The organism is Taylorella asinigenitalis ATCC 700933, assembly GCF_000687755.1.
In the GTDB taxonomy this organism is placed as follows: domain Bacteria; phylum Pseudomonadota; class Gammaproteobacteria; order Burkholderiales; family Burkholderiaceae_B; genus Taylorella; species Taylorella asinigenitalis.
In genome coordinates, this window is record NZ_JHXN01000002.1 from 1 (window position 1) to 12877 (window position 12877).

Consider the following 12877-nt stretch of genomic DNA (forward strand, 5'->3'; position numbering starts at 1 on the left):
GCTACAGGTTTTTTTGCAGCTGTTTTAGTAGCTGTAGTTTTAGAAGCAGCAGTTCTAGTAGCAGGTTTTTTAGCCGCTGGTTTTTTAGGCGCAGCCGCTTTAGCTACTTTAGAAGCTACAGGTTTTTTAGCTGTAGTTTTTTTAGCGGTAACAGTAGCGATTGGTTTAACAGCTTTTTTAGCTGTAGTCGCACGTTTTGCCGCCGGTTTTTTTGCAACAGTTTCTTTAGTTTCTGATGCCATATCCAACTCCTTTTGTGTTGATTGATTCATGCAAAATGATTGAATATTTGAAATAACCCCCACTTCATGATTATGAGACGCATCTCAAATATTCATAACAGTCGCTCTGTTACATGTAATAGATTAATGCAAATACTGAAAAAATACACTATTTATTTGTTGGCAATGTTTTTGCAAATCGTCTCTAAGTTAATGAAAATAAGCATTTTTCATACAAATGAAATGCGATTTTAAATTAGTTTAAGCTTAAACTATCACCTAAGTATGTGTACATACAAAATATGTGAAATACAGCAAAAATAAATGGGAAACCCTAATTTTTTGACATGAAATTGAATATAAAATTTACAAACAGCAACTTTTTCTAAAAAAAATTAGAATTTATAATTAGTTTAAGCTTAAACTAATTTTTTGAGTACAGCAAAAAAAATGGGTTTTAGAGAAATATTTTTTTCTCCTAAACCCATTGAATTTAAATGCAAAAAAAAATTAAAAAATTTTGCATAAATCCAACAAAACATAAGCTATATATACTTATTCAAACGATTTAAAACTTCGTTTTTACCCAAAATTGAGAGAACTAATTCAAGTGCGGGAGTATGTTTTTGTCCAAAAAGAATTATGCGCATAGGAATGCCTAAAGCTGGCATTTTGATTTGCAGCTCATCTAATTTTTGTTTAATTAATTTTGCAAGATTATCTGAATTCCAATCGCTATCTTTTATTTGTTTAGCTGATTCTACAAATGACCTAATGTTCGCAATTGATTTTTCGTCCATATGTTTTTCACGTAAATCATCAGCAATCGAGTAGTCCTGTTTGCAAAATAAAAGACTCTCTTTAGCAAGCTCAACCAAAGTTTGTGACCTATCTTTGTTTAGTTCGATAATCTCATTGATATTTGAAAAATCAGTAGATCCACCAAGCTCTTCAATAAACGGTTTAACCATAGAAACTAAATCTTCTGTGGGTGTATTTTTAATATATTGAGAATTAACCCAATTTAATTTTGCAATATCCCATTGAGAAGCAGATTTACTTAAATGGTCGATATCAAACCAATTGATTACATCTTGTTTAGAAAAAATCTCATCATCACCGTGGCTCCATCCCAATCGCACTAGATAATTAAATAGAGCTTCGGGTAAATAGCCTAGCTTTTTGTATTCCATAACACTAACGGCGTTATATCGTTTAGATAGTTTTTTGCCGTCCTGATCTAAAATCATTGGAACATGTCCATATTCAGGAATCAAAGCTCCCATGGCTTTTAGGATATTAATTTGTCTTGGGGTGTTATTTACATGGTCGTCTCCGCGAATTACATGAGTGATACCCATATCGTAATCATCAACGACTACGCAAAAATTATAAGTAGGAGTCCCATCCTTTCTGGCAATGATTAAGTCATCAAGTTCCTCATTAGAAATTGAAATCTCTCCTTTAAACATATCTTTCCATACGACATGCCCAGTTAGAGGATTCTTAAATCTAACTACTGGCTCAATCCCTTCAGGTTTTGGTGGCAATGTTTTCCCTTCCTCAGGCCTCCAAGTTCCATCATATTTTGGTTTAAGTCCTTTAGCCCGAGCCTCTTCACGCATTTTCTCAACTTCTTCAGGAGTGCTATAGCAGTAGTAAGCGTGACCACTATTAATTAGATCCTGAACTACTTCCTTATATCGCTCAAACCGTTTCGTCTGATAGTAAGGGCCTTCGTCATAATCAATACCAAGCCAATCCATACCATCAAGGATTGCTTGTACCGCTTCAGGAGTGGAGCGCTCTAAATCTGTATCTTCGATACGTAATACAAATTTTCCATTATTGTGTTTTGCAAATGCCCAACTAAATATAGCGGTTCTAGCCCCTCCTAGATGCAGAAATCCAGTAGGTGATGGTGCGAACCTAGTTTTAATAATTTGTCCTTCTGACATGTTTATTCCAAGTTATTTAATATAAATTCTTTGATATCTTTAATTTCGGGTAGACACACTTCGTGCCCCATAGGGTATGTATGCCACTGAACCTTATATCCCAAAGACTCAAGAAGTTTTTTGCTATCTTCAGCAAAACTAATATTTACAATATCGTCTCGAGTGCCATGAGCTAAGAAAATAGGAATATCTTTATTATTTTTATGAGCTTCAGTTTCCAATGATTCACTTAAGGCTATGTATCCAGATAAGCCAATAATACCAGCTAGTTTCTTGGGGTATCTTAATGCTGTATGAAGTGCCATTACACAACCTTGCGAAAAACCAGCTAAAAATATTTTTTCAGGTTCAACACCAGCTTCAATCTCACGCTCAATCAATGAAGTTATTAATGCTTGAGATTTCTCGATTCCCTTTCTATCAGAGCCAGCACCCATGCGATCCAAGCTTAGTATGTCGTACCAAGCGGTCATTTCAATGCCACCATTTATGGTAACTGGCTGAGTAGGGGCATTAGGAAAAATAAATTTAATACCTGAGCCTTCTGGCAAATCTAATTGAGGAACCAATGGAACAAAGTCAGTGGCATCAGCCCCTAGGCCATGGAGCCATATAACACTGTATTTAGTTTCACCTTGTGGATTTAACTCTATGAAATCATTCATCTGCACTCTCACTTAAAGGAAGCGTTTTAAGAAATTGAAATAGTGCACGGTATGCCTTTTTTTGAGGCTCTTTCCCCTCTTGTAATTGAGAGTTTTGTATTTTTTCTTTGCGTGCAGCTCGAATTAAGTTTCTAAGTTGCTGAATATATATCACGGGAACAGAATCTAGCAAATTAGTTAAATGATCATCGCTCTCAATAAGCCTATCACGCAAATTTTCGTACATGTGCATTTGGGCTGTAATGGCTTTACTGCCGTTTTCCCATTCATAAAGTTTTTGCTTTATGGCTTCAATATCTGCGTTTCGTAAAAGCTTTCCTACATAGGCGGACTGCCTTCTTCTGCCCTCAGTAGTAGCTTTGATTTTCTGAGCAATCTTTATTTGCTCCAAAATTTCTTCATCTAAATCTAGTTTTTTTATTTTTTCTATTGGGAGGGCAATGATCTCGCGTCCTAACTCTGTGATCGCTAGCAATTCTCTTTTAACTTGTGATTTGCTGGGACCTTCAAACATATCCTCAGCAAATTCTTCTTGATTTTCATTCATATCTTAAATTGATTAAAATTCTTAACTATTATATTAATTAGCACTCCTCCTTAGTTATGAAAAACAAATCTGATTTTGAATACTTTGTGAAATTTGCCTTAGACATTGCCACAAAAAAAGGGGCATCTGAAGCTATCGCAGAAATTTCTGAATCTCATGGTCTTACTGTAGCCGCTCGAAATAAAAGCATTGAAACTGTAGAGGAGATGCATGATAGGGGGCTATCAATTACGGTATTTAACGGAAAGGTGCGTGCATCTGCAGCTACATCCTTGCTAACGGAAGAATCAATTGAAAGCACAGTAGGGCATGCTTGGGATATAGCAAAATATACCGCAGAAGACCCTTTTGCTGGTCTGCCTAAACCCGAAGAATATGCAACTGAGATTCTAGATTTGGATCTGTATCATGATTGGAGTCTTGATGCGGAGAGTGCTGGGAACATTGCCATAGAGCTTGAAAGCTTTGCATTGGATTTTAGTGATCAAATTACTAATTCTGATGGGGCTTCAGTTCAAACTGGGTGTTCATCTTTTTTACTTGGCTCATCAAATGGATTTCTTGGAGGATATAAGCATACAAGCCATTCATTGGGATTATCTGTCATTGCCGGCAAGGGTAAAAAAATGCAACGTGGCTATTGGTATGAAAGCCACAGAAATCCACGCAAATTATCTAGCCCACAAGCAATAGGTGAATATGCTGCTAAACGTACGCTTTCAAGACTTGGAGCACGCCGCATTAAATCAGGTGAATATCCCGTTCTCTTTGAAGCTCCTATAGCTGTGACTCTTTTAGGAGCTTTATCTCAAGCTATTAGTGGAGGTGCACTATATCGAGATATGAGTTTCTTGAAAGGGGCCTTAAATGAAAAAGTTATGTCTGATCATATTAAGGTAGTTGACGATCCTTTTATAAAGCAAGCTTACGGTAGTGGCTCGTTTGATCAAGAGGGTGTGAGTACTCAAAAAAGAGATTTAGTGGTAGATGGAGTATTAAAAGGCTATCTTTTATCTACCTATTCAGCTAGAAAATTAAGTATGTCCACAACGGGTAATGCAGGTGGTTCCCATAATATGTCTATTCATTCGTCTACTGAGAGTCCAGATTTTGAAGGCATGTTACGTGAAATGGGTACAGGATTATTGGTGACAGAACTGATGGGCCATGGGATAAATTATGTAACTGGCCAATATTCCAGAGGTGCTTTTGGTTATTGGGTTGAAAATGGTGTAATCCAGTACCCAGTTACTGAGATAACAATAGCAGGTAACTTGAAAGATATATTTAAGTCTATTGTGTCTATTGGTTCAGACAGTTATACAAAAGGTTCCAAAACTTCTGGGTCGATTCTTATAGAAAAAATGTCTGTTGCTGGTGATTAAACTACATTTACTAATATTTTTTAAAAAATCATTATTGAAAATCAAATATTTAGCTTATAATATAAAATTTACTTCTAACCATAATTTCGTACTGCTGAAGAGAGAAATAAAGAATAACAGCATGGCGAAGCTAGTTTTTTCTAGTGTGTATAGAAGTTTTTATTAATAATTTTTAAGGATCCATCATGAAAACTTTCGTGGCTAAACCGCAGGAAGTGAGCCGTGAATGGTTTGTTATAGACGCAAAAGGTAAAGTCCTTGGTCGTGTAGCCAGCGAAGTTGCACGCCGCTTGCGTGGTAAGCATAAGCCAGAGTTCACACCTCACGTAGATACAGGTGATTACATCGTAATCATCAACGCACAGGACATAGTTGTTACGGGTAGTAAATTTGAAGATAAAAAATACTTCCGTCATACAGGATATCCTGGCGGAATTTATGAAACTAATTTCCGTAAATTACAAGAGCGTCACCCAGGCCGTGCTATTCAAAAAGCAGTTAAAGGTATGTTACCTAAAGGCCCACTTGGCTACGCTATGATCAAAAAACTTAAGATCTACGCAGGTAGTGAGCACCCTCATGCTGCTCAGCAACCTAAGCAATTGGATATCTAGGAGCTAGAGTATGATTGGTGAATGGAATTATGGCACTGGCCGTCGTAAAACTTCGGTGGCACGTGTTTTTATGAAAAAAGGTTCTGGAAATATAGTAATTAACGGTAAAGACGTTGATTCATTTTTTCAGCGTAAAACTGGTCAAATGGTTGTTCGTCAACCACTTGAGTTAGTTGAGATGATTGAGAATTTCGATATTCAAGTAAATGTTCATGGTGGCGGCGAGTCTGGTCAAGCAGGTGCTGTTCGGCATGGTATTACTAGAGCTCTTATCGATTATGATGAAACTTTGAAACCTTCGCTTTCTAAAGCTGGTTTCGTAACTCGTGATGCACGTGAAGTTGAACGTAAGAAAGTTGGTCTTCGCAAAGCACGTCGTCGTAAGCAATTTAGTAAGCGTTAATTTTTGATTATTGATACATCAAATCAAAGCCCACATTTCTACGATTATGAATGTGGGTTTTTTATTGACATAACGATTTATAATATTTCTTATGCTTATCAGAAGTTTACTTTTCGTTTTCGGTGTTATTGTTGGTGGTGCAGCTGTGCATTACTACGATAATCTCAATCTCAAGAAAGAGAAGATGGTTTTACGCGTGGAATTTGAAAAAATTCTACGAAATGCCCGTTTGAATATGAAATCTGATTATGAGGAACTTCAAAATTCTATTAAGAATCTAAAAGGAAAGCTTTTTGTTAGCAATTCAACGATTCAAAGATTTCGCATAGAAAACGACAGACTACTAGCTGAGGTTAGTGATTTATCAAGGGATATCGAATTCTATGAGCAATTATTGCCATCGGGTCCTATGGGTTTAGTAACCATACGAAGTTTAGATGTAAAGCGCTCTGGTGATTTAATTAGCTATAAAATTTTATTAAGCAGAAAGGTCAATGAAGAGACAAATTTTAAAGGTATGCTTAAATTTCAAGCAGTCGGTATGCTTAACGGTAAAACTATTATGGTTGATCTAATACCTGCTCGTGTTACTGAGGATAATAAACTGGCTATTCCAGCAAATCCAAAAGTTGCTTCTAAGATACTTAATAATGCAAGATCGCATTCAATTTTATCTGTAGATTTTGTTCGTTGGCAGCAAAGTACTGGTGATTTGGTATTGCCAGCTGGATTTGAGCCACATGAAATTTACGTAAAAGTGCTTGAAGGAAATCAAGTGCGTGCAAGCAAATCTGTTTTGCTTTAAAGGAGATATTATGTCTGGTGTACAAACTGTAGACTTACAGGAACCGTCTTTATTAGTTTTTACTGATGCAGCTGCCGCAAAGGTTAAAGAATTAATAGATGAAGAGGGTAATCCTGATCTAAAACTAAGAGTTTTCATTCAAGGTGGTGGGTGTTCAGGATTCCAATATGGATTTATTTTCGACGAGAATATGGCCGAAGACGATACCACAGTTACTAATAATGGTGTATCACTTTTAGTAGATCCAATGAGTTTTCAATATCTTGTGGGTGCAGAGATAGACTATAAAGAGGATATTGAAGGCTCTCAATTTGTGATTAGAAATCCTAATGCCACTACAACTTGTGGGTGTGGTTCATCATTCAGTATTTAGTAGGGATATAGAGAACCCAAGATTTTAGGTCTTTGGGCTCTAGTTATTTCTTTTAAATCTAAAGAGATTCTATTTACGTTTAAATAGGCAAGCCAAGCAAAAGCAAGGGCTTCAACAGTCATAGGATTTATACCCATTTCTTCAACACTAATAAATTGTCTATCGGCGTTTTGATTAAGCCCATCCATCAGGGTTTTGTTAAATACGCCCCCACCACAAACATATATGGATTTAATATTACTATCTAGTTTTGCGGTACATTCAAGAATCGAGTGAACAGTTAGCTCCCTAAGTGTGGCCATAATATCTACAGGCTCGATATCCTTAAAATTTGTTAAATTTTCATTCAACCAATTAATATTAAAATCATCTCTTCCTGTTGACTTTGGTGGTACCAAACTAAAAAATGGGTGTGCGTATAATTTATTTAGCAACCCATTGTGGCAATGCCCACTTCCACCCCATTTTCCTTCTTTATCAAAAGTCTGACCTTTATGCATTTGGATCCATAAATCCATCAATGCATTACATGGCCCTATATCAAAACCCACGACACTATTTTCCTCAATGACAGAGATATTTGCGAATCCTCCTAAATTAAGGATTGCTACGGGTATTTTCGATTTAAAAAAATATTTATGAAATGCTGGAACTAATGGTGCCCCTTCGCCACCAGCAGCAATATCAGCATTTCGAAAATCTGCTACTACATCAATTTGAGTTTTCTCAGCTAAAAGTGCAGGGTTATTAATTTGAAGGGTAAGTCCGATTTTCGGATTGTGTCTTACAGTTTGTCCATGAGCCCCAATTGCTCGAATTTGTTCTGCTTGTAAATTATGTTCAGTTAAAAGCTTTTGTACACATTGCTCATATGCCTTGATAAGCTCCATGCCGACTAAATGCATAGAATTTATTTCATCAAAGCTAGGTGTATTTAATTTTAGGATACGTTCTCTAAGTGAATCATTAAAAGGAATATAGGCGTGTCCAAGAAACTCTAAATCCTCTGGACTGCTTATTTTACAAACTACTCCATCAACTCCATCGGTGCTAGTGCCCGACATTAAACCGATAAAATACTGATGCATTGCCATAGAGAACCTAAAAATTTATTTATTGAATTATATAATTACAAATCATTGTATTATCACACGGTCTAAGTACCTCTCATGACAGAAGAAATAAAAATAAGTACTGAAGTTGCTCGTCAAATGGATATTGTGAGACGCGGAACGGAAGAAATATTAGTAGAATCCGAGTTTTTGCAAAAACTTCAAAAAAGTCACGACACTGGAACTCCTCTAAGAATAAAACTAGGGCTTGACCCAACAGCACCTGATTTGCACTTGGGGCATACGGTTGTATTAACCAAAATGCGACAACTGCAGGATATGGGCCATGAAGTTATATTTTTAATCGGCGATTTCACAGCAACCATCGGTGATCCGAGTGGGAGAAATGCGACTAGACCGCCATTAACACGTGAGCAGATTGAAGAGAATGCTCAAACTTATTATGAACAAGCATCTAAAGTCTTGGACCCCTCGAGAACTATTATTTCCTACAACTCAAAATGGTGTGATGCGCTAGGAACTCGCGGGCTAATTCAATTGGCATCTAAATATACCGTCGCTAGGATTATGGAACGTGATGACTTTACAAAGCGTTTTAAAGGTGGTGTGCCTATATCTATGCATGAGCTTTTGTATCCTCTTATGCAGGGATATGATTCTGTGGCTCTTGAGTCGGATATGGAACTTGGAGGTACAGATCAGAAGTTTAATTTACTTGTTGGTCGTGAACTTCAAAAAGAATATGGACAAGAGCAACAAACTGTTTTAACCATGCCTCTATTGGTTGGTTTGGACGGAGTTGAGAAGATGTCCAAATCTAAAAATAACTATATCGGAATCACTGAAACGCCTGATAGCATGTTTGGAAAAATCATGTCTATTTCCGATACTTTGATGTGGAATTATTATGAATTAATCTCATCAAAATCCTTAGAGGAGATTGCTCAACTAAAACGTGATGTTGAGCAGGGAGTAAACCCACGGAATATTAAAGTTGCACTGGCTCAAGAAATTATTACGCGTTTTCATAATGCTGAAGCTGCAGCTAAAGCATTGGCAGATTTTGAATCTCGATTTAGAGATGGTCAAATACCTGATGATATACCTGAGATAAGTTTGAATGGCCCAGAATTGGGCATTGTTGCGGTTCTTAGAGAATCGGGTTTGGCTAGTTCTGGTTCTGAAGCTTCGCGAAATATCGTTCAGGGCGGAGTAAAGGTGGACGGCTCGAAAGTAGAAGACAAAAGCTTAGTTTTAAAATCTGGTACCTATGTTGTACAGATTGGAAAAAGAAAATTTGCACGCATTACCATTAAATAATTTAGGAAAATCATGTTTGATATTAATCTTACTTTAGATAAAGTTGACTCAGAACTCTACGATGCCATTAAGAAAGAAGAGCAACGTCAGGAGGAGCATATCGAGCTCATTGCCTCCGAAAACTACACAAGCCCAGCTGTTATGCAAGCTCAAGGTTCTCAACTCACAAATAAATACGCAGAGGGGTATCCTGGAAAACGCTATTATGGCGGCTGTGAATACGTAGATATAGTTGAACAGTTGGCTATTGAACGATTAAAAAAATTATTCGGAGCTGAAGCGGCTAATGTGCAACCTAATTCTGGCTCTCAAGCTAATCAGGCTGTATATTTTGCCGTATTAAAACCAAGCGATACTGTTCTTGGTATGAATCTTAATGAAGGGGGGCACTTAACTCACGGTTCTCCAGTTAACCTTTCTGGTAAGCTTTACAACTTTATTCCATATGGTTTGGATGAAAATGAAGCGATTGATTATGAGAAACTTGAACAATTAGCGAAAGAAAATAATCCCAAACTAATTGTTGCTGGTGCGTCGGCATATTCTCTTCGCATTGATTTTGAAAGAATTGCAAAAATCGCTAAGGAAGTGGGTGCTTATTTCATGGTGGACATTGCCCACTATTCAGGGTTGGTTGTTGGGGGACAATACCCTAATCCTGTTCCACATGCCGATTTTGTAACTTCAACTACGCATAAATCTCTAAGAGGCCCTCGTGGTGGTGTCATTATGATGAAAGAGCAACATGCGAAGATGATTAACTCTGCAATTTTCCCTGGTATTCAAGGAGGTCCACTGATGCATGTTATTGCTGGAAAAGCGGTTGCATTTAAAGAGGCTTTAGAACCTGAATTTAAACAATACGCAGAGCAAATTATTAAAAATGCTGATATTCTTGCGAAGACATTGCAAAAACGTGGTTTACGCATTGTCTCTGGTCGCACTGAAAGCCATGTAATGCTTGTTGACCTTCGCTCAAAAGGCATCACTGGTAAACATGCAGAAAAAGTTTTGGGTGATGCATTTATCACTTGCAATAAAAACTCTATTCCAAACGATCCTGAGACACCGTTTGTCACTAGTGGAATAAGGCTTGGTACACCAGCTATGACTACAAGAGGCTTTAAAGAAGCGGAAATTGAGCAAACTGCGAATCTGATAGCTGATGTTTTGGATAATCCAGATGATGAAGCAAACATTTCAGCTGTTCGCGAAAAAGTTTTAGCTTTGACTAGCAAATTCCCAGTTTACAAATAATCGATGAAATGCCCGTTCTGCTCTCATGGAGAGAGTCAAGTTCTAGACTCGAGATCATCCGAGGATGGTCTCGCCATCAAACGCAGACGGCGTTGTTTGCAATGTGATAAGCGATACACAACATATGAGAGAATCGAGTTAGCATTGCCAACGGTAGTTAAAAAAAATGGCTTACGCATGGAGTTTGATATCGACAAAGTGCGATCCAGTATGAACATAGCTTTACGCAAGCGTCCTGTCTCAAGAGATCAAGTGGATTGTGCAGTATCCCGCATCCTCGAGTTTTTTTTAAACCATCCACATAAGGAAGTTTCCTCATATGAGGTCGGTCAGGTAGTTATGAAAGAACTACGCGAGTTAGACCAAGTAGCATATGTTCGATTCGCCTCTGTATATCAGAGTTTCGAGGATATTGCCCAATTTGTTACAACAATTCAAGAGCTCTCAAGTGATGAAAGATAGACATACGCATTTCATGCGGCTGGCCTACGAACTTTCTTTAAAAAATCGCCATTTGCCTGACCCAAATCCATGCGTTGGATGCGTTATTGTGCATGGAGATAAGATTATTGGCCAAGGTGCAACGCAAGTGGCTGGTTCAAATCATGCGGAGATTGAGGCTTTGCAAGATGTGGAGAAAAGAGGGCTTGGGGCACTACTAAAAGACTCTACGCTTTATGTTACGCTTGAACCTTGTAGCCACCACGGTCGCACGCCTCCATGCGTGGATGCTTTGATTCGAAGCGGGATACGAGAGGTTGCGGTCGCATTGCCAGACCCTAACCCCTTGGTCGGTGGCAATGGCATCTCATCCCTCCGCTCTCACGGAATCGATGTGCATGTGGGATATCTTATGGAGGAAGTTCTCGAGCTTAATGTCGGTTTTTTCTCTCGCATGCTTTTAGGTCGCCCGTGGATTCGCACTAAAATTGCAAGTTCGCTCGATTGTCGTATTTCTCTTGCTAACGGAAAATCCAAGTGGATTACCAATGAGCAGGCTAGACACGACGGTCACAAGTGGCGGTCTCGTGCAAGTATGATTTTCACAGGAGTAGGTACGGTTTTGGCCGACAATCCTAGAATGAATGTGCGTTACGTTGAGACGCCTAGAGAGCCGCTTGTAGCTATTATGGATAGCGATTTTAGGACCTTGGATAATCCGAATCTCAATATATTTTCAAATACCAAAATTATTATCTGTGGCAATGCCTCCGCTTTATCAAATTTTGCTTATGATAGGGGTGCGTTTCCTAATAATATTGATTTGATTGGAATTGATTCGGACTCAAATGGTTTGTTGAATTTGCGGGAATTGATAGAAAAGGTGGGCATTGCCAACGAAATTAATGAGATTCATGTAGAGGCAGGTAGTGGTTTAAATACCTCACTTTACGAGGCTGGGCTTATAGATGAGTATCTATGGTATTTTGCACCTATGATTTTAGGGGATTGTAATGCACCTTTTAATATTTCACCGTTAGAATCAATTCCAGAGCATGACTATTTGGAAATGTTCGATTTGACTAAAATTAGTAATAATGTTCGTCTAAGGATTAGGAACTCTGTCCGTTGGAAGGCATTACTAAATTCATTAAAGGAGATGGTTAGATGTTTACAGGCATAATTCAAGCAGTGGGCAATATTGAATCGGTTTCAAAACTTGAAAAAGGAGTACGCCTAAGCATTGCCAAAGGAGATTTGGATATTTCAAATATCAAGGAAGGCGATTCTATAGCCATTAACGGGGCATGCATGACCGTAGTTCAAAAAAGTGATTCAGGATTTGAGGTGGATGTTTCGGCTGAAAGTCTATCAAAAACTTCGGGACTTGATAAAGAGGGGTACGTAAATCTCGAGTGTGCCATGAAACTTGGGGACACGGTAGATGGCCATTTGTTGTCTGGGCATGTGGACGGTGTGGCTCGTGTAGTAGGAGTTACGCAAGAGGGCGAATCTCATAAAATTGAGATTTTAATTCCTGAAGATTTAGCAAGTTTTATGGCTTACAAGGGTTCGGTAGCTGTAGATGGTGTAAGCATGACCGTTAATGATGTTAATGACGTGTTTTCACCAGAGGATCCTCATTCGGAGGATATGATTCCTGAAGGAACAATCATAAGTTTGAATGTGATTCCTCATACCTTTAAGAACACAACTCTACAATATTTAAAAGCTGGCGATGAAGTGAACATTGAAATCGATACTATTGCAAGATATGTTCAAAGAATGATGCAAGCACCATTTTAATTTTTTAGT

14 protein-coding genes and 1 pseudogene are annotated in these 12877 nt (G+C 38.0%); 10 read left to right on the plus strand and 5 right to left on the minus strand.

The annotated features are described in order from the left end of the window. The 4 genes and pseudogenes from T432_RS07865 to yjgA form a co-directional block, all read right to left on the minus strand. Positions 1-242: pseudogene (locus tag T432_RS07865) on the minus strand (histone H1-like repetitive region-containing protein); the annotation flags it as partial. 524 nt (positions 243-766) lie between these two features. Then, on the minus strand, positions 767-2179 hold the full coding sequence (gene gltX / locus T432_RS0101925; RefSeq protein WP_028883957.1) for a glutamate--tRNA ligase: 1413 nt from the start codon (positions 2177-2179) through the stop codon (positions 767-769). Positions 2180-2181: 2 nt separating this feature from the next. Then, positions 2182-2844 (minus strand): alpha/beta hydrolase, encoded by a 663-nt coding sequence (locus T432_RS0101930; RefSeq protein ID WP_014112010.1) that lies wholly within the window; start codon positions 2842-2844, stop codon positions 2182-2184. Then, positions 2837-3391: a ribosome biogenesis factor YjgA gene (yjgA, locus tag T432_RS0101935; RefSeq protein WP_028883959.1), complete on the minus strand. Its 555-nt coding sequence runs from the start codon at positions 3389-3391 to the stop codon at positions 2837-2839. The genes T432_RS0101930 and yjgA overlap by 8 nt, the downstream gene beginning before the upstream one ends. Positions 3392-3447: 56 nt before the next feature. Here yjgA and pmbA point away from each other — a divergent pair, with 56 nt between their 5' ends. From pmbA to erpA, 5 genes are all read left to right on the plus strand, one after another. After that, positions 3448-4776 (plus strand): metalloprotease PmbA, encoded by a 1329-nt coding sequence (pmbA, locus tag T432_RS0101940; RefSeq protein WP_028883960.1) that lies wholly within the window; start codon positions 3448-3450, stop codon positions 4774-4776. 185 nt (positions 4777-4961) lie between these two features. Next, positions 4962-5390 (plus strand): 50S ribosomal protein L13, encoded by a 429-nt coding sequence (gene rplM / locus T432_RS0101945; protein WP_014112007.1) that lies wholly within the window; start codon positions 4962-4964, stop codon positions 5388-5390. 10 nt (positions 5391-5400) lie between these two features. Next, positions 5401-5793, plus strand: coding sequence for a 30S ribosomal protein S9 (gene rpsI, locus T432_RS0101950; protein WP_028883961.1), 393 nt, complete (start codon positions 5401-5403; stop codon positions 5791-5793). A 91-nt stretch (positions 5794-5884) separates the two neighbouring features. After that, entirely contained in the window at positions 5885-6598 is a 714-nt protein-coding gene (locus tag T432_RS0101955) for a DUF6776 family protein (RefSeq protein ID WP_028883962.1), read from the plus strand. Positions 6599-6608: 10 nt separating this feature from the next. Further along, entirely contained in the window at positions 6609-6971 is a 363-nt protein-coding gene (gene erpA / locus T432_RS0101960) for an iron-sulfur cluster insertion protein ErpA (RefSeq protein ID WP_014112004.1), read from the plus strand. Here the strand turns inward: erpA and T432_RS0101965 are convergent. After that, positions 6968-8059, minus strand: coding sequence for an anhydro-N-acetylmuramic acid kinase (locus tag T432_RS0101965; RefSeq protein WP_248646258.1), 1092 nt, complete (start codon positions 8057-8059; stop codon positions 6968-6970). The two genes, erpA and T432_RS0101965, sit on opposite strands and share 4 nt — an antisense overlap. 81 nt (positions 8060-8140) lie before the next feature. Here T432_RS0101965 and tyrS point away from each other — a divergent pair, with 81 nt between their 5' ends. Genes tyrS through T432_RS0101990 form a run of 5 tightly spaced genes read left to right on the plus strand, consistent with a single transcriptional unit; the run spans position 8141 to position 12868 of the window. Next, the gene (gene tyrS, locus T432_RS0101970; protein WP_028883964.1) at positions 8141-9364 is read left to right on the plus strand and encodes a tyrosine--tRNA ligase; all 1224 of its coding nucleotides are present in this window, start codon (positions 8141-8143) and stop codon (positions 9362-9364) included. Between the two features lie 12 nt (positions 9365-9376). Beyond that, positions 9377-10621 (plus strand): serine hydroxymethyltransferase, encoded by a 1245-nt coding sequence (gene glyA / locus T432_RS0101975; protein WP_028883965.1) that lies wholly within the window; start codon positions 9377-9379, stop codon positions 10619-10621. A 3-nt stretch (positions 10622-10624) separates the two neighbouring features. Beyond that, on the plus strand, positions 10625-11083 hold the full coding sequence (nrdR, locus tag T432_RS0101980) for a transcriptional regulator NrdR (protein WP_028883966.1): 459 nt from the start codon (positions 10625-10627) through the stop codon (positions 11081-11083). Continuing rightward, positions 11073-12245 carry a bifunctional diaminohydroxyphosphoribosylaminopyrimidine deaminase/5-amino-6-(5-phosphoribosylamino)uracil reductase RibD gene (gene ribD / locus T432_RS0101985; RefSeq protein ID WP_028883967.1) on the plus strand — a complete coding sequence of 391 codons (1173 nt, stop codon included), beginning with the start codon at positions 11073-11075 and terminating at the stop codon, positions 12243-12245. The genes nrdR and ribD overlap by 11 nt, the downstream gene beginning before the upstream one ends. Beyond that, a complete protein-coding gene (locus T432_RS0101990) occupies positions 12230-12868 on the plus strand; it encodes a riboflavin synthase (RefSeq protein WP_028883968.1) in 639 nt (212 codons plus the stop codon). Before ribD ends, T432_RS0101990 begins: the two co-directional genes overlap by 16 nt. Positions 12869-12877: the final 9 nt, after the last annotated feature.

What these genes read in the sequence shown, in the direction of transcription:
- gltX (WP_028883957.1), bottom strand. Translation starts at nt 2,179, where the DNA reads ATGTCAGAAGGACAAATTATTAAAACTAGGTTCGCACCATCACCTACT.
- T432_RS0101930 (WP_014112010.1), bottom strand. Translation starts at nt 2,844, where the DNA reads ATGAATGATTTCATAGAGTTAAATCCACAAGGTGAAACTAAATACAGT.
- yjgA (WP_028883959.1), bottom strand. Translation starts at nt 3,391, where the DNA reads ATGAATGAAAATCAAGAAGAATTTGCTGAGGATATGTTTGAAGGTCCC.
- pmbA (WP_028883960.1), top strand. Translation starts at nt 3,448, where the DNA reads ATGAAAAACAAATCTGATTTTGAATACTTTGTGAAATTTGCCTTAGAC.
- rplM (WP_014112007.1), top strand. Translation starts at nt 4,962, where the DNA reads ATGAAAACTTTCGTGGCTAAACCGCAGGAAGTGAGCCGTGAATGGTTT.
- rpsI (WP_028883961.1), top strand. Translation starts at nt 5,401, where the DNA reads ATGATTGGTGAATGGAATTATGGCACTGGCCGTCGTAAAACTTCGGTG.
- T432_RS0101955 (WP_028883962.1), top strand. Translation starts at nt 5,885, where the DNA reads ATGCTTATCAGAAGTTTACTTTTCGTTTTCGGTGTTATTGTTGGTGGT.
- erpA (WP_014112004.1), top strand. Translation starts at nt 6,609, where the DNA reads ATGTCTGGTGTACAAACTGTAGACTTACAGGAACCGTCTTTATTAGTT.
- T432_RS0101965 (WP_248646258.1), bottom strand. Translation starts at nt 8,059, where the DNA reads ATGCATCAGTATTTTATCGGTTTAATGTCGGGCACTAGCACCGATGGA.
- tyrS (WP_028883964.1), top strand. Translation starts at nt 8,141, where the DNA reads ATGACAGAAGAAATAAAAATAAGTACTGAAGTTGCTCGTCAAATGGAT.
- glyA (WP_028883965.1), top strand. Translation starts at nt 9,377, where the DNA reads ATGTTTGATATTAATCTTACTTTAGATAAAGTTGACTCAGAACTCTAC.
- nrdR (WP_028883966.1), top strand. Translation starts at nt 10,625, where the DNA reads ATGAAATGCCCGTTCTGCTCTCATGGAGAGAGTCAAGTTCTAGACTCG.
- ribD (WP_028883967.1), top strand. Translation starts at nt 11,073, where the DNA reads ATGAAAGATAGACATACGCATTTCATGCGGCTGGCCTACGAACTTTCT.
- T432_RS0101990 (WP_028883968.1), top strand. Translation starts at nt 12,230, where the DNA reads ATGTTTACAGGCATAATTCAAGCAGTGGGCAATATTGAATCGGTTTCA.